The sequence below is a fragment of the Hymenobacter chitinivorans DSM 11115 genome, from assembly GCF_002797555.1.
GTDB classification, from domain to species: domain Bacteria; phylum Bacteroidota; class Bacteroidia; order Cytophagales; family Hymenobacteraceae; genus Hymenobacter; species Hymenobacter chitinivorans.
In genome coordinates this window covers 1,141,973-1,166,375 of sequence record NZ_PGFA01000001.1, presented here as the reverse complement: position 1 = coordinate 1,166,375, position 24,403 = coordinate 1,141,973, and the positions used below count along the sequence as shown (strand labels likewise).

The 24,403-nt window shown below is 64.2% G+C and carries 19 protein-coding genes; 9 read left to right on the top strand and 10 right to left on the bottom strand.

Features of this window, described 5'->3' with window-relative positions:
* Nucleotides 1-191: 191 nt before the first annotated feature.
* From purU to CLV45_RS04885, 3 genes are all read left to right on the top strand, one after another.
* Nucleotides 192-1,049: a formyltetrahydrofolate deformylase gene (gene purU, locus CLV45_RS04895; RefSeq protein WP_245882655.1), complete on the top strand. Its 858-nt coding sequence runs from the start codon at nt 192-194 to the stop codon at nt 1,047-1,049.
* A gap of 151 nt (nt 1,050-1,200) precedes the next feature.
* A complete protein-coding gene (locus CLV45_RS04890) occupies nt 1,201-2,427 on the top strand; it encodes a T9SS type A sorting domain-containing protein (RefSeq protein WP_100335269.1) in 1,227 nt (408 codons plus the stop codon).
* 276 nt (nt 2,428-2,703) lie between these two features.
* The gene (locus CLV45_RS04885) at nt 2,704-4,242 is read left to right on the top strand and encodes a SulP family inorganic anion transporter (RefSeq protein WP_100335268.1); all 1,539 of its coding nucleotides are present in this window, start codon (nt 2,704-2,706) and stop codon (nt 4,240-4,242) included.
* On the opposite strand, the gene CLV45_RS04880 is transcribed toward CLV45_RS04885, so the two are convergent.
* From CLV45_RS04880 to uvrA, 3 genes are all read right to left on the bottom strand, one after another.
* Nucleotides 4,239-4,823: a class I SAM-dependent methyltransferase gene (locus tag CLV45_RS04880; protein WP_100335267.1), complete on the bottom strand. Its 585-nt coding sequence runs from the start codon at nt 4,821-4,823 to the stop codon at nt 4,239-4,241. The two genes, CLV45_RS04885 and CLV45_RS04880, sit on opposite strands and share 4 nt — an antisense overlap.
* A 98-nt stretch (nt 4,824-4,921) precedes the next feature.
* Nucleotides 4,922-5,533: a CDP-alcohol phosphatidyltransferase family protein gene (locus CLV45_RS04875; RefSeq protein ID WP_100335266.1), complete on the bottom strand. Its 612-nt coding sequence runs from the start codon at nt 5,531-5,533 to the stop codon at nt 4,922-4,924.
* A 193-nt stretch (nt 5,534-5,726) separates the two neighbouring features.
* Nucleotides 5,727-8,276, bottom strand: a complete 2,550-nt coding sequence (uvrA, locus tag CLV45_RS04870; RefSeq protein WP_100335265.1) for an excinuclease ABC subunit UvrA — start codon at nt 8,274-8,276, stop codon at nt 5,727-5,729.
* A 248-nt stretch (nt 8,277-8,524) separates the two neighbouring features.
* Between uvrA and CLV45_RS04865 the strand changes: the two genes are divergently transcribed.
* Together CLV45_RS04865 and CLV45_RS04860 are read left to right on the top strand one after the other, a co-directional pair.
* Nucleotides 8,525-9,817: an aminotransferase class V-fold PLP-dependent enzyme gene (locus CLV45_RS04865; RefSeq protein ID WP_100335264.1), complete on the top strand. Its 1,293-nt coding sequence runs from the start codon at nt 8,525-8,527 to the stop codon at nt 9,815-9,817.
* 82 nt (nt 9,818-9,899) lie between these two features.
* A complete protein-coding gene (locus CLV45_RS04860; RefSeq protein ID WP_157807297.1) occupies nt 9,900-10,733 on the top strand; it encodes a hypothetical protein in 834 nt (277 codons plus the stop codon).
* Here the strand turns inward: CLV45_RS04860 and msrB are convergent.
* Together msrB and CLV45_RS04850 are read right to left on the bottom strand one after the other, a co-directional pair.
* Complete coding sequence (gene msrB, locus CLV45_RS04855; RefSeq protein ID WP_100335262.1) at nt 10,730-11,185, bottom strand: peptide-methionine (R)-S-oxide reductase MsrB; 456 nt, start codon at nt 11,183-11,185, stop codon at nt 10,730-10,732. The genes CLV45_RS04860 and msrB overlap by 4 nt on opposite strands.
* A gap of 26 nt (nt 11,186-11,211) precedes the next feature.
* On the bottom strand, nt 11,212-11,544 hold the full coding sequence (locus CLV45_RS04850) for a hypothetical protein (protein WP_100335261.1): 333 nt from the start codon (nt 11,542-11,544) through the stop codon (nt 11,212-11,214).
* 319 nt (nt 11,545-11,863) lie between these two features.
* Between CLV45_RS04850 and CLV45_RS04845 the strand changes: the two genes are divergently transcribed.
* The 3 genes from CLV45_RS04845 to CLV45_RS04835 all read left to right on the top strand — a co-directional run bounded on the left by CLV45_RS04845 (nt 11,864) and on the right by CLV45_RS04835 (nt 14,464).
* Nucleotides 11,864-13,567 carry an acyl-CoA synthetase gene (locus CLV45_RS04845; RefSeq protein WP_100335260.1) on the top strand — a complete coding sequence of 568 codons (1,704 nt, stop codon included), beginning with the start codon at nt 11,864-11,866 and terminating at the stop codon, nt 13,565-13,567.
* A gap of 265 nt (nt 13,568-13,832) precedes the next feature.
* On the top strand, nt 13,833-14,066 hold the full coding sequence (locus CLV45_RS04840; protein WP_157807296.1) for a YbbC/YhhH family protein: 234 nt from the start codon (nt 13,833-13,835) through the stop codon (nt 14,064-14,066).
* A 20-nt stretch (nt 14,067-14,086) separates the two neighbouring features.
* Nucleotides 14,087-14,464, top strand: a complete 378-nt coding sequence (locus CLV45_RS04835; RefSeq protein ID WP_157807295.1) for an NTF2 fold immunity protein — start codon at nt 14,087-14,089, stop codon at nt 14,462-14,464.
* 7 nt (nt 14,465-14,471) lie between these two features.
* On the opposite strand, the gene CLV45_RS04830 is transcribed toward CLV45_RS04835, so the two are convergent.
* The 4 genes from CLV45_RS04830 to CLV45_RS04815 form a co-directional block, all read right to left on the bottom strand.
* Nucleotides 14,472-15,659 carry an MFS transporter gene (locus CLV45_RS04830; RefSeq protein WP_100335257.1) on the bottom strand — a complete coding sequence of 396 codons (1,188 nt, stop codon included), beginning with the start codon at nt 15,657-15,659 and terminating at the stop codon, nt 14,472-14,474.
* Between the two features lie 346 nt (nt 15,660-16,005).
* Nucleotides 16,006-18,564: a DUF5916 domain-containing protein gene (locus CLV45_RS04825; RefSeq protein ID WP_100335256.1), complete on the bottom strand. Its 2,559-nt coding sequence runs from the start codon at nt 18,562-18,564 to the stop codon at nt 16,006-16,008.
* A gap of 545 nt (nt 18,565-19,109) precedes the next feature.
* Complete coding sequence (locus CLV45_RS04820; RefSeq protein WP_100335255.1) at nt 19,110-19,403, bottom strand: hypothetical protein; 294 nt, start codon at nt 19,401-19,403, stop codon at nt 19,110-19,112.
* Nucleotides 19,404-19,478: 75 nt separating this feature from the next.
* On the bottom strand, nt 19,479-20,801 hold the full coding sequence (locus tag CLV45_RS04815; RefSeq protein ID WP_100335254.1) for a leucine-rich repeat-containing protein kinase family protein: 1,323 nt from the start codon (nt 20,799-20,801) through the stop codon (nt 19,479-19,481).
* 536 nt (nt 20,802-21,337) lie between these two features.
* Here CLV45_RS04815 and CLV45_RS04810 point away from each other — a divergent pair.
* Nucleotides 21,338-23,563, top strand: coding sequence for a M3 family metallopeptidase (locus tag CLV45_RS04810; RefSeq protein WP_100335253.1), 2,226 nt, complete (start codon nt 21,338-21,340; stop codon nt 23,561-23,563).
* Between the two features lie 167 nt (nt 23,564-23,730).
* Here the strand turns inward: CLV45_RS04810 and CLV45_RS04805 are convergent, their stop codons facing one another.
* The gene (locus CLV45_RS04805; RefSeq protein ID WP_100335252.1) at nt 23,731-24,399 is read right to left on the bottom strand and encodes a response regulator transcription factor; all 669 of its coding nucleotides are present in this window, start codon (nt 24,397-24,399) and stop codon (nt 23,731-23,733) included.
* Nucleotides 24,400-24,403: the final 4 nt, after the last annotated feature.

The window sequence follows — 24,403 nt, the reverse complement described above, 5'->3', positions numbered from 1 at the left end:
TAGCAGTTTCAGCCCAGGCGGCCAATTCCCGCGGCCCGGGGACCGGTTTTGGTCTTCCACAACCGCCCACTGAAAAGCTCCGTTAGCTGCCCGAGGAGTCGTATCTGGGCGGGCGGGCCGCTGCTGCCCAAGGCAAACCTGGTCCCGACCAGTACATTTACGGCTTCCGCCTTGGCCTAACTTTTTCTGCCGTGTCCGTACCCGCTGCTTTGCCCGCGTCCCACATCCTGCTGATCCGCTGCTCCGACGAGCCCGGCCTGGTGTTCAAAATCACCGGGGTGCTGTTTGCCCACGGCCTCAATATTATCCGCAACGGGGAGTTTGTGGAGCGGGCCGACAACACGTTTTTCATGCGCACCGAGTTTGCCGGGCCCTTCGAGGCCGAGACCCTGACGGGGGAGCTGCGCCAGGCCCTGCCCGCCGCGGCCGACATCCGCCTGTCCGACAACCGGCCCAAAAACATTGTGCTCATGGCCACCAAGGAGCACCACTGCCTGAGCGAGCTGCTGGTGCGCCACGCCTTCGGGGAGCTCAACGCCCGGGTGCTGGCCGTCATCAGCAACTACCCCAAGCTAGGCGACATCACCCGGCAGTTTGGGTTGCCGTTTCACCACGTCAGCCACGAGGGCCAAACCCGCGAGGCCCACGAGCAGGAAGTGCTGGCCGTGCTGGCCGGCTACCAGCCCGAGTTTGTGGTGCTGGCCAAGTACATGCGGATTTTGTCGTCGGAGTTTGTGGCCCACTACGCCAACCGGCTCATCAACATTCACCACTCCTTCTTGCCCGCCTTCGTGGGGGCCAGCCCGTATGCGCAGGCGTACGCCCGGGGCGTAAAAATCATCGGGGCCACGGCCCACTTCGTGAACGAGCAGCTCGACCAGGGCCCCATCATTGCCCAGAGCGTCATCCCGATTGACCACACCCAGAGCGCCAGCGAAATGGCCCAGGCCGGGCGCGACGTGGAGAAAATCGTGCTGGCCCGCTCCCTGCAGCTGGTTTTTGCCGAGCAGGTCTTCGTGCACCACAACAAAACCATCATCTTCGATTAAGGGGCTCTACATCAACCGAGCCCCGGCCACTTTGCCCCACCATAAATAAAGTTGCCAGCCCACGCAACGCCGGCGCCGGCCGAACGGTCATCGGGCCGTGGGCCGATGCGGAGTCGGCACTTATTGATTTTCGCCTTATTCATTTCTTTCGATGAAGTATTTACTACCCTTGGCCCTGCTCGGAGCCTTATTGAACGGCCTGACGGCCACGGCCCAAACGGGCTCCATCACGCTCACGCCCGCCAACTTCCCGGCCAGCCCCACGGCGGTAGACCGGTATCGGCCCGCGCACGGCGTTTCGCACCCGGGCTTCGTGTTGCCGCAGCCCGGCGCGGGCCGCGTGTGGGACTACAGCAGCCTGACGGCCGACTCGGCCGCGTTGGAGCAAACCTACCAGGCGCCGCCGGCCGCCGGCCCCTTCCCGACGGCGCAGCGCCGCTACGCCCTGGCCACCACCACTCCCGAGCGGTTGGCCCTGCCGCAGCACGGCCTGTGGCACAGTTTTACGGGCGAGGTTTACGAGGACGTCAGGGCCGATGGCCGGCGCCTGCTGGGTCAAACTTTTGATGAGCAGCAATTTGCCCTGCCGAGCACGAATGGCACCCCCGGCAACTTTCTGCGGGTACCGGCCCAAACGGAAACCGACTACAATTACCGCACTCCCCTGCCCCTGACGGCCACCACCAACAGCCGGAGCAGTGCCTACGAGCGGATGTTTCCGGAAATTACGCTGCGGGAGCTGGGCCTGAACGCAGTCCGGGTACGCCTGGTGCACTACACGGTCATCCAAACCGACGAGGTGGTGGGCTACGGCACCCTGCAGCTGCCCAAGCCGACAGGCGGCAGCGCGGCTTTCCCGGCCTTGATGGTGCGCACTCACCGCCAGGAAATTGACAGTGCTTACCTTCAGGGCCAGCCCGCTCCGGCCGCGGTGCTGCAGGCCCTGCAGATGGAGCAAGGCCAGCGTCAGGACGTGTACCAGACGGCTTTCTACCGCGAAAATTCGTCCCAGCCGGCTCTGCTGCTCTACCACACCGACGCTACTTTCAGCACGCTGCGCAACTGGTTTAGCATCTGGTTTTCGGGCGAAGACAACCTGAGCACCATTACCGGGGTGCGCCCGGCCCAGGCCCGCGCCGGGGCCCTGCAGGCCTACCCCAACCCCACCACGGCCGGCCAGCTGACGCTGGTATTGCCCGGGGAGCGGCAGGCCCTGCAAGTGGTGGTCCGTGACCTGCTGGGGCGGCAGATGGCCACTGCGGCGGCCGTTTCGGGCCAGCCCACGCCGGTGCTGCAAGGCCTAAGCGCCGGCCTCTACCTGGTGGAAGCTACCACCCCGGCCGGACTGCGTAGCACCGTGCGGGTGCAGGTCGAATAAAGCCGGCTCGCGCGGCGTTCCGGGGGTTGAGCTGGTCCCGGCCGGTATTGCTTTCTACTGAGCAATACCGGCCGGGACCTTGGTTTGCCGCCCCGGCTGAGGTGGCCCGCTTACCAGCCGTTTGGTCCGGGCTGCGTACTTTTGCGCGGCCTTATGCCGTACTGCTCCACTGCTGCTTTTACGCTCACCCCACCCTGAGTACTGGCCCGCTTCCTCCGTGCCGCCGCTTTCAACCGAGAGTGCGCGGCTTTTCTTTGGCCTCTTACTCAGCTGCTTATGCTTGCTACTTTCTCACTGCGGTCGTACCTGGCGCAGTATGGAGTTAATCCCAAAAATGAAATTCTGGCCGGCCTGACCACGGCTCTGGCCCTGGTGCCCGAAGTGGTGGCTTTTGCGTTGCTGGCCCATATCAGCCCGCTGGTCGGCATCGGCTCGGCTTTCGTCATTTGCCTTATCACCAGCCTTTTCGGCGGCCGGCCCGGCATGATTTCCGGCGCGGCCGGCTCGGTGGCGGTGGTCATCGTGAGCCTGGTGGTGCAGCACGGGGCCGAGTACCTGTTTGCGGCCGTGCTGCTGATGGGCCTGCTGCAGGTAATCATTGGCTTGCTGCGCTTCGGCAAGTTTATCCGCCTCGTGCCCCAGCCGGTGGTGTATGGCTTCGTCAACGGCCTGGCCCTGATTATCTTTATGGCTCAGCTCGAACAGTTTAAGGCCCCCGGCACCAGCCGTTGGCTGACAGGCCCACCCCTGCTACTGATGCTGGGCCTGGTAGCCCTGACGATGGCCATAGTGTACTTTCTGCCCAAGCTTACCAAGGCCGTGCCGGCTTCGCTGGCCGCCATTGTGGTAGTCTCGGCCCTGGTTATCGGGGGTGGGCTCGACACCAAGTCCGTGGGGGATATTGCCTCCATTGCCGGCGGCCTGCCCCAGCTGCACTGGCCCCAGGTGCCGCTTACCGGGGCCACGCTGGCGCTGGTATTTCCCTACGCCCTGATTATGGCCCTGGTGGGCCTGACCGAAAGCCTGCTGACGCTGACCGTAGTGGATGAAATGACCGATACCCGGGGCCGGGGCAACCAGGACTGCGTGGCCCAGGGCCTGGCCAACATTGCCTCCGGCCTGAGTGGCGGCATGGGCGGCTGCGCCATGATCGGGCAAACAATGGTCAACCTGGAGTCGCGGGGGCGGGGGCGGCTGTCGGGTGTGGTGGCGGCCGTAGCCCTGGCCTTGTTCGTGGTGGTGGGCGCGCCCATCATTGAGCGGCTGCCGCTGGCGGCCCTGGTGGGCGTGATGTTCATGGTTGTTATTGGCACTTTCGAATGGGCCAGCCTGCGGATTCTGCGCCGCATGCCGCGCACCGACGTGCTGGTGATGCTGCTCGTGACCCTGGTAACGGCCATTTCCCAGAACCTGGCCCTGGCCGTGCTGCTGGGCGTGGTGGTGTCGGCGCTGGCCTTTGCCTGGGAAAACGCCAAGCGCATCCGGGCCCGCAAGTACCTGGACGACGCCGGCGTGAAACATTACGAGCTCTACGGTCCGCTGTTCTTTGGCTCGGTACAGGCCTTTACCGAGAAGTTCGACGTGCAGCAGGACCCGGCCACCGTCGTCCTTGATTTCCGCGACAGCCGCGTGGCCGACATGTCGGGCATCGACGCCCTGCACAAGCTCACCGAGCGGTACCAGCGCCTGGGCAAAACCCTGCACCTGCGCCACCTCAGCCCCGACTGCCGGCAGCTGCTGCGCAACGCCGGCGCCCTGATTGAGGTCAACATTCTGGAAGACCCCGAGTACCGGGTGGCCACCAGCGCGGGCTAGGCCACGGTTTCGGGGGCCGCTTCGGGCTTGGGCGCGTAGGTCAGCACGTAGGCCGGGGGCAGGTTGAGTAGTACCCGCTCCTGCTGCAAAGGCCGAAAAAACCGCTCGAACAGCCGGACGTTCTGCAACGTGTATTGAAACAGCACGAGCTTGCCGGCGGGCTGGAGCAAAGCCCGGGTGTGCTCCAGAATGCGCCAGCCCAGGCGGCGCGACAACGACCGAAACGGCAGCCCGCACACCACGTAGTCGACCTGCCCGATGCCCAAGGGCCGCAGATATTCCCCCGTTTTATCGGCCGAACCGTGGATGACGTGCACGTGGGGGTGGGCGGCGTAGCGCTCCTGCAGCAGCTGGCAAAACCGGCGGCTGACTTCGATAAGTACAATGGCCGTTCCGGGGCGGCGCCGGGCCATGAGGATGTCGGTAAAAACGCCCGTACCGGGCCCGTACTCCACGATGCAGCGGGCCGTGGCAAAGTCGATGGGCGCCATGACCTGCTCGGTCAGCTCGCGGGAGCTGGGCACCAGGGAGCCCACGGTGGCGGGGTTGCGAAAAAACTCTTCAATAAAGGGCGGCAGCATAGCACAAAAGCGGTTGGAACGAGGCCTGAACCGGCCTGACGGCCGTTGTACGGCCACGGCGGGGGCTAGGGCTGTGGCTGACTGAGCTTCGCCGGGCCTTAGCCGTTGAAGAGCGGATGCCGCCGCAGGGGCCGGCCGCGGCGCACCTGCCAGGCGTGGTAGAGCGAAGGCACGTCGGTGGCCCAGGTGCGCAGGGTACACAAGATACCGATGATTTCGAGCCGGCTCAGCACGCCCAGGCCCACGCAGGCCCCGAACAGCCAGCTGGTGTGGCCACTCAGGATCAGCTCCAGCAGCAGGGCCGTCAGCACCAGGGTCCAGAGCTTGGCGCTGAGCGTGTGCAGGGCAATTTCCTTGCGGAAGCGCAGGTAGCTTACCACGTACGTCAGTGCCTCCAGGGCCAGCACCACGCTGATCCACAGGGCGTGCTCGGGCAAAAAGCGCGGGCAGAGCAGCACCACGCCCGCCAGCACGCAGAGCCAGAACAGGGTATCCACGCTCGAATCGAGGCGGCGCAGCGCGGGAGTAGCCACGCCCAGGCGCCGGGCAATGATGCCGTCGAAAATATCGGAAACCAGGCCCAGAACCACCAGCGCGGCCAGCAGCTGGCGCAGCGCCGTTGTGGCAGCAGCCCCGCCGCAGAGGCCGAGCACGACCAAGCCCAGCAGCAGCCGGCAATAAACGAGGGTAAGGGGCAAATAGCGCAGCATCAGAGCAGTCAGGAAGGGTGAGCAAGGCCCCAAAGTAGCGGCAGCCCGTCTGGGCACCACCCCACTTTTGCATGCACCCAGACTTTCAGGCCCGCCCTACCCGCCGGCTAACTGCTTAGCAGTAAGAATTCTACCTGCGCCAGCGCCCGACTTTTAGAACGACCACCTACTCCCTAGCGGCCACTCTTCACTTTTACCGCCCCTGAAACCGCTTCAGATAGGGGGCCGTGCGGCTTTCCCGGACCTTGGCCACGGCCGCGGGCGGACCCTGAGCCACAATCCGGCCGCCTTCGTCGCCGGCCCCGGGCCCAATGTCCAGGACCCAGTCGGAGCCGGCCACCACGCGCATGTCGTGCTCCACGACGATGACCGTGTTGCCGGCTTCGACCAGGCCGTCGAGCTGGGTAAGGAGCTTTTCCACGTCGGAGGGGTGCAGGCCGGTGGTGGGCTCGTCGAGGATGTAGAGCGAGTTGCCGCGCTGGGCCCGCTGCAGCTCGGTGGCCAGCTTGATACGCTGGGCCTCGCCCCCGCTGAGCTCAGTGGCGGGCTGGCCCAGGCGCAGGTAGCCCAGACCCACTTCCCGGAGCACCGTCAGGGCCCGGTGAATCGTGGGCTCGTCGGCGAAAAAGGCCCAGGCATCGTCCACGGTCAGGCCCAACACCTCGGCCACGTTCTTATCCCGGTAAGTTATTTCCAGGGTTTTGGCGTTGTAGCGGGCCCCCTGGCACACCGGACAGGGCGCGTACACGCTGGGCAAGAACAGCAGCTCTACCATCACGAAGCCTTCGCCCTGGCAGTTCTCGCAGCGGCCCTTCGCCACGTTAAAGGAAAACCGGCCGGCGTCGTAGCGCCGCTTCTTGGCCGCGGGTGTGGCCGCAAACAGCTTGCGCACGTGGTCGAACAGGCCGGTGTAGGTGGCCATATTCGAGCGGGGCGTGCGGCCGATGGGCTTCTGGTCCACGCGCACCAGGCGCTTGATCTGCTCCATGCCGGCCACAATCCGGCCCCCGGTCTGGGTCGGGGCGGCCTGCTCCAGCGGGTCGGTTTCTTCTTCCTCGGCGTCCACGGTTTGGCCCAGGCTTTCCGCCACCAGCTCCACCAGCACCTGGCTCACCAGGCTCGACTTGCCCGAGCCCGATACGCCCGTGACGGTGGTAAACACGCCCAGCGGAAACTCCACGGCCAGGTTGCTGAGGTTGTTGCGCGTGACGCCCTGCAGCTTGAGCCAGCCGCTGGGTTGGCGCGGGACGCGGACTTCGGCGGCAGTTTCATTGAATAGATAACGCTTGGTTTGGGATGACTCGACCTGGGCCAAACCACTCGGCACGCCGCTGTAGAGCACCTCCCCGCCCTGCTCCCCGGCGGCCGGGCCCACATCCACGAGCCAGTCGGCCTGGCGCACCACGTCCAGGTTGTGCTCCACCACGAAGAGGGAGTTGCCAGCCTTTTTCAAGGTGTGCAGGGCGTTGAGCAGGGCTTCGGTATCGGAAGGGTGCAGGCCGGCCGAGGGCTCATCCAGCACGTAAACCACGCCGAAGAGGTTGGAGTACAGCTGGGTAGCCAGGCGCAGGCGCTGCAATTCACCCGGCGACAAGGTGGGCGTGCTGCGTTCCAAGGCTAAGTAGCCCAGTCCCAGGTCGAGCAGCACGGTGAGGCGGGCGCAGAGGTCTTCGGCAATGCGCTGGGCCACGATGGTTTGCTCGGGGTGGGCCGCGTCGTGCTTTTTGCGGCCCGCGGCAGTGCCGTCGGCGTAGGGTTTGAGCAACGCCGCCACCCGCTTGAGCGGCAGCCGGGCCATATCGGCAATATCGAGGCCGGCGAATTTGACGGCCAGCGACTCGGGGCGCAGGCGCTTGCCCTGGCAGGTGGGGCACTCGGTGCTGAGCATGTACTGCAAGGCCCGCTTTTTCATCAGCGGGCTTTGGGTCGTGGCAAAGGTGTGGAGCACGTGGCGCTTCACCCCAGTAAAGGTGCCCATGTAGTTTGGCGGCTCCTTGCGCTTGAGGGCCCGCTGCGTTTCCTGGGGCGAGTAGCCGGGGTACACCGGCACCACCGGCTGCTCGTCGGTAAAGAGAATCCAGTCCCGGTCTTTCTGGGGCAAATCCTGCCAGGGCGTGTCCACGTCGTAGCCCAGGGTTACGAGGATGTCGCGCTGGTTTTGCCCGCCCCAGGCCTGGGGCCAGGCCGCAATGGCCCGTTCCCGGATGGTGAGCGTGGGGTCGGGCACCATGGTTTGCTCCGTCACTTCGTAAATCCGGCCCAGCCCGTGGCACTGCGGGCAGGCGCCCTCGGGCGTGTTGGGCGAAAACCCTTCGGCGTAGACAATGCCCTGGCCCGCGGGATAGTCGCCGGCCCGCGAATACAGCATGCGCAGCAGGTTCGACAGCGTCGTGACCGAGCCCACCGACGAGCGGGTGGTGGGCGTGCCGCGCTGCTGCTGCAAGGCTACGGCCGGCGGCAGCCCGTCGATGCTATCCACTTCGGGCACGGCCATCTGGTGAAACAGCCGCCGGGCGTAGGGCGACACGGATTCGAGGTAGCGGCGCTGGGCCTCGGCGTAGAGCGTGCCAAAGGCCAGACTCGACTTGCCCGAGCCCGAGACGCCAGTAAAGACCACCAGCGCGTCGCGGGGAATATCGACGTCGACGTTTTTGAGGTTGTGTTCCCGGGCGCCGCGCACGCGCACGAAGCCGGTAAAATCAGGGGAAGAGGAAACGGGAGGAATGGGCGGGGTGGTGGTCATGCAGCGGGAAAGGCGGTGCGTGGATATGGAGCCATTAAATACGCAAGCGGCGGTCCGGCATCCGAAACCGAGGCAAAAAAACTCAGCGGTGCGCCTATTCTGCGGTTTTTCTCTCCGGATTAATTCAGCCCCAATGCGGGCTTGTACGGAGCGAATTGAGTAGTTATCCGGCCCTTGAGCTGGCGGAAGCTCACGTATAAACCAGCCTGTAGTTCCACGCTGCTTTCCGCTACCAAACGCCCTTGCCCATGCCCACCACCCACGCTTCCGCCACCCTGGATACCGTACAGCAAATTCTCGCCCAGGGCTACCCCCTCGACCAAATTCGCCGCGACTTTCCGGCCCTGCAGCAGCAGGTCAACGGGCAGCCGCTGATGTACCTGGACACGGCCGCCTCCTGCCACAAGCCCCGGGTGCTGGTCGAGCGAATCCAGCAGCTTTACTTGGAGCAGTACGCCAAGCCCCACGAGAAACACCCGATGAGCCAGGCCATTACCGGGCAGCTGGAGCACACCCGCCAGCAGGTGGCCGATTTGCTCAACGCGTCCAAGGAGGAAATCGTCTTCGTGCGGGGCTGCACCGAGGGCATCAACCTGGTGGCTACCGGCTTCGAACGGGCCCTGCTGCAGGAAGGCGACGAGGTTATCGTGACCATGATGGCCCACCACTCCAACTACCTGCCCTGGGAGCTGGCCTGCCACCAAACCAAGGCCCTGCTGAAAGTGCTGCCCATCACCGGCTCGGGCGAAATTGACCTCAACCAGCTGGCCGACGCCATTACCGACAAAACCCGCCTGATTGCCGTGGAGCACTCTTCCCACGTGCTGGGCACCATCAACCCCATCCAGCAAATTGTGGCCCTGGCCCACAAGAGGGGCAACATTGCCGTGTTCGTGGACGGGGCCCAGGCCGCGCCCCACATGCCGGTGGATATGCGGGAGCTGGGCTGCGACTTCTATACCTTCTCGGCCCACAAGATGGGCGGCCCCAGCGGCGTGGGCGTGCTGTACGGTCGGCAGAAGTGGCTCAAAAAATTACCGCCCTACCAGCTGGGCGAGGAAATGGTGGACAAAGTCAGCATCGCGCGCCGCGTTTCCACCACCGAGTCCACGTTTCAGGACCCGCCCAAGCGCTTCGAGGGCGGCACCCCGGCTTTTGTGGAAATCATCGGCTTCGGGGCCGTCATCGACTACCTCAACGGCATTGGCCGCGCCAAAATCCAGCAGTACGAGGAAAGCCTGCTGCACTACGCCCAGGAACAGTTGGAGCCCCTGGAGCGGGTGCGCATCGTCGGCACGGCCCCGGAAAAAGAGCCGCTGGTGTCTTTTACGCTGGAGGGCATCGAGGCCACAAAGGCCGAAAGCTGGTTTAACGAGCACACCGGCATTGCCCTGCGGGCCGGAGAGCTCAGCGCCCAGCCCCTGATGAAGTCGTTGGGTTTGAAGGGAGTGCTGCGCATTTCGTTGGGTTATTTCAACACGGTGCAGGAAATCGACCAGTTTACGGACGCCCTGCAGCAGTGCATTCGGGAAGAGGGGTAACGGTCAGACGGTCAACGCTGGGCAACCGGCGGCTTAGCGGCCGGGGCAGCTTGCCGCTGCCGCTAAGCCGCTATATTTCGCCATGCATCTTTCCGTAAAATTCTTGGGGTGGGGCGTTTTGCTCGTAACGGCCTGCCAGCCGGATTCGCCGCCCGCCACTACGCCCGCGCCGCCGCACTCATCCACGTTGCCTGCGGCCACCCCGGATTCAACGCCCGCCACCCCGCCTACCGCCGCGCAGGTCCCCCTGGATTCAACGCCCGCCGCCGCCGCGGCGGCCGCCGTTTCCCTCGAGCCGCCGGCCGACGTAACGGCCGCCGATCCGGCCCTGGCAGCGTTTGTCCGGCAGCTAATGGGCTACGCGCAGCGGCGGCAGCGCGAGCAGTTACTGGCCGCGGCCGACGACAACATCGTTATTTCCTACGGGGGCGGGGTGCACGGCAAAAAGGAATTCGCGGCCTACCTGAACGACCCGGACACCAACGGCTACGGCGGCATCCGCCGGGCCCTGCAGCTGGGCGGCGCCCCGGATGACCCCGACCAGGAGCTGGCGCCCCACGCCCCGAGCTACGCCTTTCCCTACTTCCAGTCGACCCGGTACTGGAAAAATATCCAGGCCGATGAAGACGTGGACCCCTACTCAACCTACGTCGGGCTAACCGGCCGGGTCGAAGTGCACGCACGGCCTGGTGCGCAAAGTCCGGTTCGGGCGGCGCTGCGGTATCCCCTGCTGGTAGCCGCCTCCGATTCCACCTTACCGGCCCAAACCGACGACTGGCTCCTAGTGCAAACGGCCGACGGAAAAACCCGCGGGTTCGTGGCCGCTTCCACCGTGTACTGCGCCGCCAACATGAAGCTGGTCATTGCCAAAAAGCGGGGCGCCTACAAAATCCTGTCGGTAGCGCCCTTCGATTAAGCCGCCGGTTCACCCACCCGCACCAAGCTCTCGGAGTTGATGCAGTAGCGCAGCCCGGCCGGGGCGGGCCCGTCGGGGAAGACGTGGCCCAGGTGACCGCCGCACCCGTTGCAGCGTACTTCCACCCGCTGCATGTTGTACGTGTCGTCGAAGTGGTAGCTGATGGCCTGCCGGGCCACCGGCTGGGTAAAGCTGGGCCAGCCGGATATGGCGTAGTACTTCGTGCTGGAATCGAACAGCGGGCTGTGGCAGCCGGCGCACTCGTAGCAGCCGGGCTCGTAGCTGCGGCAGTAGGCGTTGCGGTAGGGCGGCTCGGTGTGGTGCTCCCGCAGCACCCGAAACTGGGCGGGCGTGAGCTGGGCGGCCCACTCCGGCGCGGTTTTTTCCACCCGCCGGAGCGGTTCGGGGTTGCCGTACTTGGCAAAAGTCAGAATGTCAATCCAGCGCAGCATACTCGGGGCAAACGGCCGCGGGCCGCTTACGGGTTCATGAGCAGGAACAGCAGGTTGTGGTAGAGAATCCCCACTTCCCCGTCGTGGCGGCCGAAAAGGCCGGCGTCTTCCAGCAGGTCTTCCACCTCTTCGTAATCCTGCACGAAGTCCAGCTCGACCTCGTCCGAGGAGTCGTCTAGGAAGGTGTAGGTCACGTAGCGGCGGCGCGTTTCCAGGGTCACGAACAGGCGCTGGCGGTGGGTCTGGGCAATGAGCAGCGCGTCGTGGGGCTCCAGGTCGCCGTCGGGCGTCTGGGTGTAAACGGTGGTTTTCTCCTCGTCGGCGGCGTGGTGAAAGAAGGTGGCGGGGTCGAGGCTCATGGGGCAAGTATACGGGTTCGGGGCCGGGTTTGCGCCACACTCCCCGGAACCCGGCCTAAAGTCACGGGCCTCGGGCGGCGGGGGCACGGAAAGCCGGTGTAGAGCCAGGGCTGCAGGTAGACGCCGGTGCCCGGCGTTTCGGCTCTGTGGTTAAAAGCCCAAAAACGACCGGCCGCCGCGCCGGGGCCCGGCCAGATTCCAGGCTTTTCTTTTCTTGCACCAGCACCGCGGCGCGCCGTGAATTCGGCCGCCCGGGTTTCGGCCTCGGGCGGTGCGGCCGCCGTATGTCCCCTTCTGTCCCGCCTCTTCTGCCCACCCCATGCAAGACTACTTCCAGCAGTTTCAGCGCCTCACGGAGGCCGGCCACTACGACGAATTGGCTCGGCTGCCCGTGCCCAAGCCCGAGTTTTTCAACTGGACCACCGACATTTTCGAAGGCCTGCACGCGGCCCGCACGCCCGATAAGGAAGCCCTGGTGCTGGTCGGGGACGACGGCACGGAGCAGCGCTTCACTTACGCCGAGCTCAGTGCCCAAGCCAACCGCCTGCTGGGTTTCTGGCGCGGGCAGCAGGTCCAAGCCGGGCAGGCCGTGCTGCTGATGGTGCCGGTGGTGCCCGAGCTGTGGCTGACTTACCTGGCCGGCATCAAGGGCGGGCAAGTCCTGATTCCGACGGCCACCATCATGGCCGTGCCCGACCTGGCCTACCGCTTCAGCCGGTTGCTGCCCACCGTAGTCATTGCCGACGCCGAAAATGCCGAAAAAATTGACCAGGCCGAAGCGCTGCACGGCCAGAAAATCCAGTTGAAGATGTTGGTCGGCCCCGACCAGCGCCCCGGCTGGGTGAGCTTCCCGGCCGCTGATGCGGCGGTGGCCGCCGCCGAGCCGGCCCCCACCCGCGCCGACGACCCGCTGTTTTTGTTCTTCACCTCGGGCACTACGGGCCTGCCCAAAATTGTGACCCACACCCACTTTTCCTACCCGGTGGGCCACCTGAGCACCGCCGCCTGGATTGGGGTTAACTCCTCGGATATTCACTGCAACATCTCCCAGGCCGGCTGGGCCAAGTTTGCCTGGAGCAGCTTTTTCGCGCCCCTGAGCGTGGGCGCCACGTTGCTCGTGTACCGCCAAACCGGCAAATTCGCCGCCCCGCCCCTGCTGCGGGCCCTGGCCGAGTACGGCGTCACCACGTTCTGCGCCCCGCCCACGGTGCTGCGCCTGCTCATTCTGGAAGATCTGACCCAGTACCAGTTTCACTTCCGGGAGTGCGTCAGCGCCGGCGAGCCGCTGAATCCGGAGGTAATTGAGGCCTGGCAGCGCGGCACCGGCCGGCTGATTCGGGACGGGTACGGGCAAACCGAAAGCACGGCCATGGTGTATAATTTGCCCGGCCGCCGGGTGCAGCTGGGCTCCATGGGCCAGCCTTCGTTTCTCTACGAGGTGGTTATTGCCGACGACGAAGGCCGCGTGCTGCCCGACACCGAGGAGGGTCACATTGCCGTGCGCCTGGATACGGGCCGGCCCAACGGCATTTTCAAGGAGTACTTCGGGGAGCCGGAGCGCGGGGCCAGCGTGTTTCGCCACGGCCTCTACTACACCGGCGACAAAGCCTACCGCACCCCCGACGGCTACCTCTGGTTCGTAGGCCGCGACGACGACGTTATCAAGTCCTCGGACTACCGCGTGGGCCCTTTCGAAGTGGAAAGCGCCCTGGTAGAGCATCCGGCCGTGGTGGAAGCCGCCGTGGTGGGCTCCCCCCATCCCATCAAAGGTCACGAAATCAAAGCCTACATCATTCTGCACCCCGATTCGGCGGCCGGGGAAGGCTTGGCCGCCGAGCTGTTTGCTTACTGCCGCACCCAGCTGTCACCCTACAAGATGCCCCGGATTCTGGAGTTTGTGCCGGAGCTGCCCAAGACCATCAGCGGCAAAATCCGGCGGGTAGAGCTGCGCGCCCAGGAAGCCCAGCGCCGCCAGCAAGGTGAGCAGGGTGCGCAGGAGTATTTTTACCGTAAGCCGCAGTAGTAGCGCGTACTTTAGCTGCGCCGACCTCCGGTTGTAGTTCGCGCAGCCTACGCTGAATCAACGACTGTCGTTCGGGCCCGCTAGACAGTTCGCGCTACTATTAGCTGTTGCTCTCGCATACATGACCATATACTTTGCTCCTCTGGCTGCTTTGCTCTTGCTGGCGCCCTTCACTTCCTCGGCCCAAAGCTTCCAGGGCCGCTCGGTAGCCGGAGAAGCGGCGGCCCGGAAGCATGTGTAGGCCGTATTGCGCACAAAGCCCGGCTTGCAAGCAGTACTGCTTCCCGACCAAGCCACGGCCGTTACGGTAGTCGAGCCCCTGCTGTTCCGAATTTACGGCAAGGACAACATCGTTCGGCAGCGGCCTTACGAGGCCTACCTGATTGATGGGTTCTGGTACGTCAGCGGCACGTTACCGAATGGCTGTGACGGCGGCGTTTTCGAAATTATTCTGAATGCCAAGGACAGCCAAGTACTCCAAGTAACGCACGGCAAATGAGCGCCGGCATAATTACTCTCATGACCAATTCTCTCGCGCTGGCAGTAGCCTTATTTAGCCTAGTCGCCTTCCCGGCTCCCGCCCAACGTTTTCGGGGCCGCCTCGTGCTCGGCGAGGAGGTGGCCCGGCAGCGCGTAGCTCAAGCCCGACTGCCGAAGCTGGCCGGTGCCTCGGCCGCAGCGCCCGACACGGCCACGGCGCTTGCCGTAGCCGAAAAAGTGGCGTTTCGGGAGTTTGGCCGGAAGAATATTATTGCGCAACGACCGTACGAAGCCTACTTGGTGGACGGCTACTGGTGCATCAGCGGCACCTTGCCCTGGGGCTACGAGGGGGGCACCTTCGTTGTCCTACTCAACGCGGCCACTTACCAGGTTGCCAAGGTCAGCCACGGCCAATAAGTAGTTTCTAGGCGGAGGCAGCTGTTTTGCGCGTAGCCCACAGCCCCAGCACCGGCCCCGGAGCCAGCAGCAGAAACAGATATTGCCCAGCCACCACGCTTTGCAAGGCCCCAAATAGTTGCAGGCTCACAATGGTCAGGGCAAAGCCCAGGCAGGTGACCAGCGTGAGGGCCGTGCCCTTGATGGCCGTCGGGGCCTGCTGGGCCACCAGAGCCGAAAACTGCGGCGAATCGGCCACCACGGCCAGGCCCCAGACCAGCACAGCGGCTATAAAGAGAAACGGCGGCAACTGGAGCAGCACCGGGCTCAGCACGCAGCACGCGCCGGACACCCACAATGCCAGCCGGGCGGGCCGCAGGGAACCCCAGCGCTGGGCCAAATAGCCACTGCCCACGCAGGCCAGGGCTCCGCTGGCAATGACCCCAAAGGCCAAGCCAGCCGGCAGCTCAGCTGGCCCAGGGTGTAATTGTCGATACACGGTCAGCAGCAGCGGCACGAAGGCCCAGAACGTGTAAAGCTCCCACATATGCCCGAAGTAGCCCAGGGCCGCGGCCCGAAACGGCGGGTGCTGCCAGATACCGCGCACGGCCCCGGGCTCCAGCCGGCTGCCGGGCCGCCGAAACGGACCGTTGGGCACCAGCAGCCAGAGCAGGATTCCACCACCCGCGGCCAGGCCCGAGGTGGCCAGCACCACCGCCGCCCAGGGCAGCCCGGTTCCGAGCCAGCGCAGACCGTGGGGCAAGGCCGTGCCCAGCACCAGCGCCCCCACCAGAAACCCCAGCGCCTTGCCCAGCCCCCCGGCGTAGTAGTCGGCCGCTATTTTCATGCCCACCGGGTAAATTCCGGCCAAACACAAACCCGTGGCAAAGCGCAGCCCCAGCAGCCCCGCCGCGGATAATTCGGGCCAGAGCAAGCCCAGGTTGGTCAGGCTACCGAGCAGGGCGCTGAGCAGAAACAGACGGGCCGGCGGCACCCGGTCGGCCAGCGTGAGCAGGGCAAAGACCAGCGTGCCGGCAATAAAGCCCAGCTGCACCGCCGACACCACCCCGCCCAGACTAGCGCCCTGCAGGCCCGGGCGACGGAGTAAGTCGGGCAGCACGCTGTTGCCGGCAAACCAGAGCGAGGTGCCGGCAAACTGGGCGAAAACAAGAACGGGCAGAATCCAGGGGCGGGGCTGGCGGGGGGCAGGTTCCAAGAAACGGGTGGGTAGTGGGTGGCACCAGCGGAGCGGGTACCCAGGGCGGATGGGAGTTCAAAGGTAGCCAACTGCACCGATGCCCGTTTCAGTTGCTTTTATGTAGTCCGTCTAGTCCTCACCTGTCATCCTGAACGCAGTGAAAGACCTTCCTCCCCTAGCTCACCGAAGATTGACCCAATGAGTAAAGCCCTTTACCAACACGCAGCAAAGGGCTTTACTCATTTACTCGGGCTTGTCGCCAAGGGGAGGCAGGTCCTTCACTCCGCTTTGCTCCGTTCGGGATGACAGGTGACATTGAAGGACGCCCGCACAACTCACTCATTCACTCATTCACTCATTCATCCTAAGCTCGGCGCTTGCGGAAGGCCAGGTAATCCAGATAATACAGCACCTTCACCGAGAGGGAATTATTGTGGGGCGTGTTGATGGTGTTGGTCAGGTTGCGGAAGTAAAGCGGGGTAAACTCGTTGGCCTGGATGTTGGGGCTGTTGGCATTTTTCCAGACCACGCTGATCTGGGAGCCGGGCGCAAACCACCAGGAATACACCGCGTCCACGTTGAAGGCGTTGTAGGTGTTGTCGCGGCGGCGCTGGTAATCAGCCGGCGTTTCCGGGCCGCCGGGCTGCAGGGTGGTGAAATCCTGGTAGCGCACGGTGCTGGTGTAGTGCCGGGTGCGCAGCGTAAACGACATGCGGTTGGTGAACGTGTAAGCCACCGACAGCACGTTGGAGACGGTGCTCACGTCGCGGCGGCCCAGCAGAATCTGGCCCCGAAACGGCTGGTCCAGCGGCTCATCGTCACTCAGCCCGCCGTTGACGTAGCCAATCTGGTTGTGGTTCTGGCTCCAGTCGAGGCTGTAGCGGAAGGTCAGGTGGTTGTTGACGCGGTAGCGCGGGTAGGCCCCGAAGCTGTAGCGGGTGCGCCGCGGCCGCCCAGGCTGCCCGCCATCCTGGGCGTAGTACTGCACGCCGGCATTGAGGCCGTAGGAAAACTGCTTGCGGGTGTCAGAATTGACGAAAGCTACAAAATCGGTGTAGGCCGGCACCCGCACGAAGTACTCGCCCAGCCGCTCGGTCCGGGGCTCGAAAAAGTCGTGGGTTTTGGCGTTGTACTGCAGGTCGTAGCCGATTTGCAGAAAGCTCTTGGTAAAGGTCGTGTTGAAGCCGTTGTAGAAATACAGGCTCTGGTAACGCGTCGGTTTGTAGAGCAGCGAATGGCCAATCTGCCCGAAAAAGGCCATGTTGTTCACTTTCCAGAACGGCTGGTACTTGCGGTACGCCACGCTGGCCGACTGGGTAATATTGTTGTTGCCGAACAGAATGCCCAGGTCGTTGGGGTTGTAGGAGTCCGACTCGATGCGGTGGTTCAGGTCCCAGGTGAAGTTGCCGCTGATTTTGCCCACGCCCACCGTGTACTTGTAGCCGTCCTGGTCGTTGATGGGCTCATCGTTGCCAAACCCCTGCCCGCGCCGCCGCGAGTACACCACGCTGCCGTCGAGGGCGTAAGCGTTTTTCTGGTCGTTGAAGCGAAACAGGCCGCCCGTCACGTTGGCGTCGTAGGTGCGGCCGGCCCGGGTTACGTTGGTGTTGATGAGCGAGACGTAGGAGTTGTTTTTCAGGCTTTGGTCGAGCACGGCAATGCTGTAGTTGCTCAGCGGCTGGGTCATTACTTCCCGCTCCTGCCCCGTCTCGGTGTTGCGAATGGTGGCGTGCATCTCCCTGGACACGGCGTTGAACACGCCCACGCCCAGCCCCTTGCTCGTGCGGCCCGATACCTTGGTGGCGTTCAGCAGCTGGCTTTCCGCGGGGTTGCGCACGATTTTCTCGTTGGCGCCGGCCTCTACGTCATAGAAGCCGATGGGCGTGGCCCCCACCCGGCGGGAGTAGAACAGGTTGCCTTTGCTGAAGAGCTCGGTGCCCTCGGTAAAGAACTGCCGGTTTTCGGCAAACTGCACCTCAAACGGGGACAAGTTCAGCACCTGGTTGTCGCTCTGCACCTGCCCGAAGTCGGGCACCAAGGTGGCGTCCAGGGTGAAGCTCTCGTTGATGCCCCACTTAATGTCGGCCCCGCCGTTGAAGCTGGTCGTGGTGCGGCGCGTGCCCTCGGCATTCAAGGGGTTGTGGTTTACGTAGCCCGAAATGTAGGGCGTCAAAGACAAGCGCAGCGGGGGCTGCACGTCCCGGATGCCGCGCAGCTCGCCCCACTGGTTCACGAAGCCATTGACGGCGGGTTTGACTTCGTTCCAGAAGTATTGGGCGTTGTCGCGCTTGCGCTGCCGGGCAAAGTTGAGCCCCCAGAGCTGCTCGGGCGCCTTGCTGAAGCGGATGGCCGAGTAGGGAATCCGCATTTCGGCCACCCAGTCGGTGCCGCGCTGGGTGGTGCGGGCATCCCAGACGGCGTTCCAGTTGAAGTCCTCGCCCCCGGCGGGCGAGTAGCGGGCGTCGAGCTGCACGCCGGCGGGCGTCACGGTGAAGTTATAGCCGTTGAGCTGGTCGTGGTAGGTGTCGAGGAAAATGCTGAACAGGTCGGAGTTGCCAAACTGGTCCCGGGCCGTCATTTCCCGCAGAATGGAGTCGGGCGAAATGTCGTGCATGATGGCTCCCACGTAGAGGTTGGCATCGTCGTAGAGGACCCGCACCTCGGTTTTGTGGCGCTCGGGCACGCCGGGGTTAGGCCGCTGCTGCACAAAATCGGTAGCCACCGGGGCCTGCTGCCACACGGCCTCGTCCAGCACCCCGTCGAGCTTGATGACTTCGGTGATGCGCTGGGCCTGGAGCTGCTTTTTGGGCGCGGCCGTGGCCGCTATGGGCGTGGCGCCCGGAGTGGTCTGGGCCCGGGCCGGAAGGGTGAGCAGAACGCACAAACCGAGCAGCAGACGGCGCAGTGTAGCAGTACAGGGCATAACTAAAGGGTTTTGGCAGAATAAGGGCGCGAACAGCAAGGGCCAGGCGGAGCCCGGCAGCCGAAAATCGGCGCGGTGCAGGCGGGGACAGCAGGTAGTACAAGGCCGGGTCCCGCTCAGGGTTGGGCGGCAGTGAAGGCGGGCAGTAGTGGGCGGAGACACTGCGGCCCGGGCGGAAGGTTACAGCGCAACTAAAAATAATTTCCCGAGCCCTGGTTGCGGGTGGCCGCAAAGCAAAAAAGCCGGGCCTCCCGGGCGGGTTGCACGACTTTTCGCGCCACGGCCGGGCGGGTAGCAGGAGGCAGCAAGTGGGCCGGGCCGCTTATTTGCCGTCCATCAGGTTATAAACAATCCAGATCAGGGCTATAACTGCCATGGCGTACCAGCCCCATTTGCTGTAGTTGTCTTGGGGAGAACCGTCCCGGGGAGGACGCATTTTCAAGCCGGGAATCTTCATACAATCAACCGCTGGTTTGCTGCGCGGGCCTATTCTATACGCATACCAGCCTGCTGATTGTTCCCACGGCCGGGCTCCCGGCCCAGCTTTACGCCGTTACTTCCTCGGCCATGAGCTCGGCCAGATCCAGCTCTTCCACCGGGGGCACGGCGGCAAAGCGGCTCTCGTGGAAGTTGGCCTCCGGAAAGCCCGGCGCCACGCCCGCGTTGTTGATTTCCTCGAGCGTGATGCCAAACCCGCGGTGGGTGTCGAAGAGGCTGCGCACGGTGTAGATGGGCCCGCGCTTGGGCGTCTGGATGGCCGGGTTCTGGACCAGCAGCAAAGTGAAGTCGTCGTTGGTGCAGACCACCGGCTGGCCGATGTGAAACAGGGGAGCATTCATAAACACAAAGATAAGGCAAGCCGGCCGCGGAAAGTCAAGGCCAACCGGAGCATTTTGCCCGCAAGGGCTCCTGCTCTACTCCAACGCCGCCAGCTCCCGCTGAATTTCGGCAAACAGCGGCCGGGCTGCCACCTGCGGACTAGCACACCGCTGCTGCAGATGCCGTAGCGCTTGCAAAGCCTCGGTAAGCGGCTCGGCAGTCTCGCAATGAGCCAGCAGCTCTGCCAGCAAACAGCCAAAGGCCCGCACTTCCAGGCGCTGCAACGCGGGGGCCGAAGCCGTGGCGGAATCGAAGAAGCTGGCGGCCCCGAAGTCGCTGAGAAGAGCTTCGCCGGCAGGGGTCGTTAGGATATTGTGGGCGTACAGGTCGCCGTGCAGAATGCCGCGCTGGTGCAGGTGAGTAGCGGCGGCAGCAATGCCCCGGGCAATGCGCAGGACAGTTTCCCAGCCGAAGCGGATGCCAGGTGCGTACACGTCGCGGGTGCAGGTCTCGAAGCTGGGCGGACCGGCCAGAATCCGGAACTCGGGCTCAATCAGCGCCAGTACCAGGCCTTCGGCTCCGGTTGGGTGATCCGCAATTTTGCCTTCTACCGTAGTCAGGCTGGGGTGGGCCCCGGCGCTGATGCAGGCCACCATTTCGCTGTGGGGCAGCCCGTCACTGGTCACTGCGCCCTTGAATACCTTCACGGCCACTTCCCGGGCCGGCGCGGACCCGGGCTGCCAGCGGGCCTGGGAAATTACGCCCGAGGCCCCTTCACCCAGCAGCCGGCCTACTTCCAGCTCGGCCCAGGCAATTTCCCGGATGGGGTGCTGAACTTCGGCCCGGGCCTGGGCTGCGTCGCAGAACGGGTTGCCGGCGTAGGCCAGCCAGCTCAGCCGGGGCAGCTCCAGCAGCCAGGCAGGCAGGCCCGGCAGGCGGTTGGCCGCCAGGCGCAGCAGCTCCAAACGGGTGCAGTAACGCAGCGTGTCGGGCAAAGCCGTGAGTTGGTTACCGGCCAGCATCAGCTTCTGCAGCTCGGTGCACTGCCCGATTTCCGGCGGCAGTTCCCGCAGCTGGTTGTCGGTCAGAATCAGCCAGCGGAGCTTGGGCGGCAGGGCTGCGCCGGGCAGGGTGTGAATCTGGTTGGCCTTGAAGCCTACCATGCTCAGCTCCGGGCACTGACCCAGCACGGCTGGCACTTCGGTGAAGCGGTTATCGGAGCAAAACAGGATGCGCAGCTTGCGCAGGCGGCCCAGGTCGGTGGGCAATGTGGAAAGCTGGTTGCCGGTCAGGTTTAGAATTTCCAGCGTGTCGGCCAGGTCGAATATTTCGCGGGGAAATTCCGTGAGGCCAGCGGCCAGGTCGAGGCGGGTGGCGCCGGCTAGCTGGCCGGCGCGCAGCTGTTCGAGGGTGTGCATGCGGGCAAAGGTCGGCAAGGGTCGCCACATCGGGCCTATCGGACCGGCTCTTTGCGTTGCCGGGCCCTGCTACTGGCCACTTTCCGGTTTCTTCCTGGCCTCGTTTGCCCGGAGTAGTTGAGCGGCCGTGGCGTAAGCAGCCAGCGCCAAGGCAATTGTTGTCCTGAGCCAGTCGACTTTTACGGTCATTTGGGGGCCAGCTTGTCGATGGAAGCCATACACAAGCCGCCAAAGAACGTCGCAAAGTTGAGGAGAAGCTTCCCGGGCACTTGCCTGACGATTGGGTTGCTGACCAGACCTCGTAATTTTTGTGGCATAGCTAAAGTGGGTATTCTCTGGCCGCGCCCCGCCAAAGCTACGCTATTTCGTTTGCCGGAACCGCGGCGGCCCGACTCTCCGGGGGTGGGCGGCAGCCGGGGGTGAAGCTTCGGCGGTCGGCCCGGCCCCAGCGGCTCCACCCGGCCTGCTACGCAACCCAAGCCATTTTTCCGTGTTATCTTCAGACTTCCAATCATCCTCCGACCGGCTTTTTGCTTATGTCCAAAATGTCCCCGTCCAGCAAGTTTTTGCTGGCCAATACCTTTCTCACTCTCAGCCTGGCTGCCTTCGTGTATCCCACTTCCAGCGTTGCCCAAACTCCGGCCTCCGCTTCGGCGGCAGTAGCCAACCCGCTGCTCATGGCCTGGGAAGGCCCCTACGGCGGCGTGCCCCCCTTCGACAAGGTGCAGGTTTCGCAGTTCAAGCCGGCCCTGGAAGCCGGCATGGCCCAGAACCTGGCCGAAATCCAGGCCATTGCCAGCTCCAAAGAGGCCCCCACGTTCGAGAATACCATTGCCGCCCTGGAACGGGCCGGCCAGCGCCTCGACGAGGTCCAGACCATCTACGGCATCTGGGCCGGCACTTTGAGCAACCCCGACGTGCAGGCCATCGAGCGGGAAATGTCGCCGCGCATGGCCGCCTTCCGCGACCAGATCAGCCAGAACGAGGCCCTGTTCAAGCGTATCGAGGCCGTGTACAACTCGCCCGACAAGAAAAAGCTCACCCCCGAGCAGCAGCGCCTGACCTGGGTGCACTACAACAGCTTCGTGCGCGCCGGGGCCAAGCTCGACGCCAAAGCCAAAACCCGCCTCTCGGCCATCAATCAGCAGCTGGCCGGCCTCTTTACCCGCTTTAGCCAAAACGTGCTGGCCGACGAAACCGACTCGGTGCTGGTGCTCAAAACGCCCGCCGACCTGGCCGGCCTGCCCACTTCCCTGCGCGACAACGCCGCGGCTTCCGCCACCAGCCGCAAGATTTCGGGCGCCGCCGGGGTCATCACCAACACCCGCTCCAGCATCGAGCCCTTTTTGACCTACTCCGACCAGCGCAAGCTGCGCGAGAAGGCCTGGCGCATGTTCTACAACCGCGGCGACAACGGCGGAACCCACGACAACAACGCCATTATCAGCGAGATTCTGCAGCTGCGGGCCGAGCGGGCCCAGCTGCTGGGCTACAAAACCCACGCCCACTGGCGCCTCGATAACACGATGGCCAAAACGCCCGAAGCGGCCATGCAGCTCATGGAGCAGGTTTGGACGCCGGCCGTGGCCCGGGTGAAGGAGGAAGTAGCCGACATGCAGGCCCTGGCCCGCAAGGAAGGCGCCGGCGCCGACTTCAAAATCGAGCCCTGGGACTACCGCTACTACGCCGAGAAAGTGCGTAAGCAGCGCTACGACCTCGACCAGAACGAAGTGAAGCAGTACCTGCAGCTGGATAAAATGCGGGAAGGCATGTTCTGGGTGGCCGGCGAGCTGTTCAACTTCTCGTTCGCGCCCGTAACCAACGTGCCCGTGTACCACTCCGACGTGAAAGTGTGGGAAATCAAGGACAAGACCTCGGGCAAGCACATCGGCCTGTGGTACTTCGACCCCTACGCCCGGCCCGGCAAACGCTCGGGGGCCTGGATGAATGCCTACCGCAACCAGGAGCGCATGAACGGCGAGGTGACGACCATCGTGTCGAACAACTCGAACTTCGTGAAGGGCAAGGACGGGGAGCCCACGCTCATTTCCTGGACCGACGCCACCACCCTGTTCCACGAGTTCGGCCACGCCTTGCACGGCCTGTCGTCGAACGTGACCTACCCCACCCTCTCGGGCACCAGCGTGGTGCGCGACTACGTGGAGTTCCCGTCCCAGCTGCTCGAAAACTGGCTGCCCACGCCCCAGGTGCTCAACCGCTTTGCCCTGCACTACCAGACCGGCAAGCCGATTCCCCAGGCCCTCGTCGACAGGATTGAGAAGGCTTCGACCTTCAACCAGGGCTTCGAAACCACCGAGTTCCTGGCCAGCGCCCTCATCGACATGAAGCTGCACCTGGCCGGCTCCCAGAAGATTGACGCCGACAAGTTTGAGCGCGAAACCCTGGCCCAGCTGGGTATGCCCCGCGAAATCGTGATGCGCCACCGCACCCCGCAGTTCTCCCACGTGTTTTCCTCGGATGGCTACTCGGCCGGCTACTACAGCTATTTGTGGTCGGTGGTGCTGGCCTCGGATGCCTACTCGGCCTTCACCGAAGCCGGTGGCCCCTACGACAAAGCCGTGGCCAAGCGTCTCACTGACAACGTCTTTTCCGTGGGCAACACCATCGACCCGGCCGACGGCTACCGCAAGTTCCGGGGCCGCGACCCGAAAATTGACGCCCTGATGAAGGAGCGCGGCTTCCCGCTGAAAACGGCGGCCAAGCCGGCCCCGGCCAAAAAAGCACCAGCCAAGAAAAGCTAGCTTTTCAGCCTAGGACCCACCAGAACGTCATGTCGAGCCTAGCGAGACATCTCGCGTGCCGTAGTAATCAGGTTACTATGGCACGCGAGATGTCTCCCGCTGGTCGACATGACGTTTTAGTTTACAGCCAGTTATTTAGACAAGCGTTTCACCTGCCTCCGGCCCATTTACTCGGGCAGCAGGCCGTGCTGAGCGGCGTATACCACCAGGCCGGCGGAGTTGGGGGCGCCGGTTTTTTCCAGCAGGTTTTGGCGGTGGCCTTCCACGGTGCGCCGGCTCAAGAACAGCTCCTCAGCAATTTCGGCGGCTTTGCGGCCCTGGCAGATGCGGTGCAGCACTTCCAGCTCCCGCGGGGTAAGCTGCACGAGGTGGGGCAGCGTGGTGGGCGTTTGGCGGGTGGGCTGCTGCACGGCCCGCATCAGGGCCCGCGAGATATTGGGCGTGAAATGGTGGCCCGTAAGCAGTACCGCCTCGATGGCCTCGCGCAGCAACTCCTGGTCGGAGTCCTTGGGCAGGTAGCTGCGCACGCCGAGCTTGATCATCTGGGTAATGAACTTATCGGCCGAAAACATCGACAGCACGATGATTTTCAACTCCGGAAACTCGGCCAGCAGCAGACGGGTGGCCTCGGCCCCGTCTACTTCCGGCATCTGCAGATCCAGCAGCAGCACGTCGGGCAGGCGCTGCCGGCACTGGACCAGCAACTCGGCAAAGGTGGCCGCCTCCACCACGGCTTCGACGTAGGGCCAGGACTGCAGAATATAGCGCAAACCCTGGCGAAACAGGGCGTGGTCGTCGAGCAGGGCAATCTGAACGGGACCCGGAATAGTAGCCATAGCA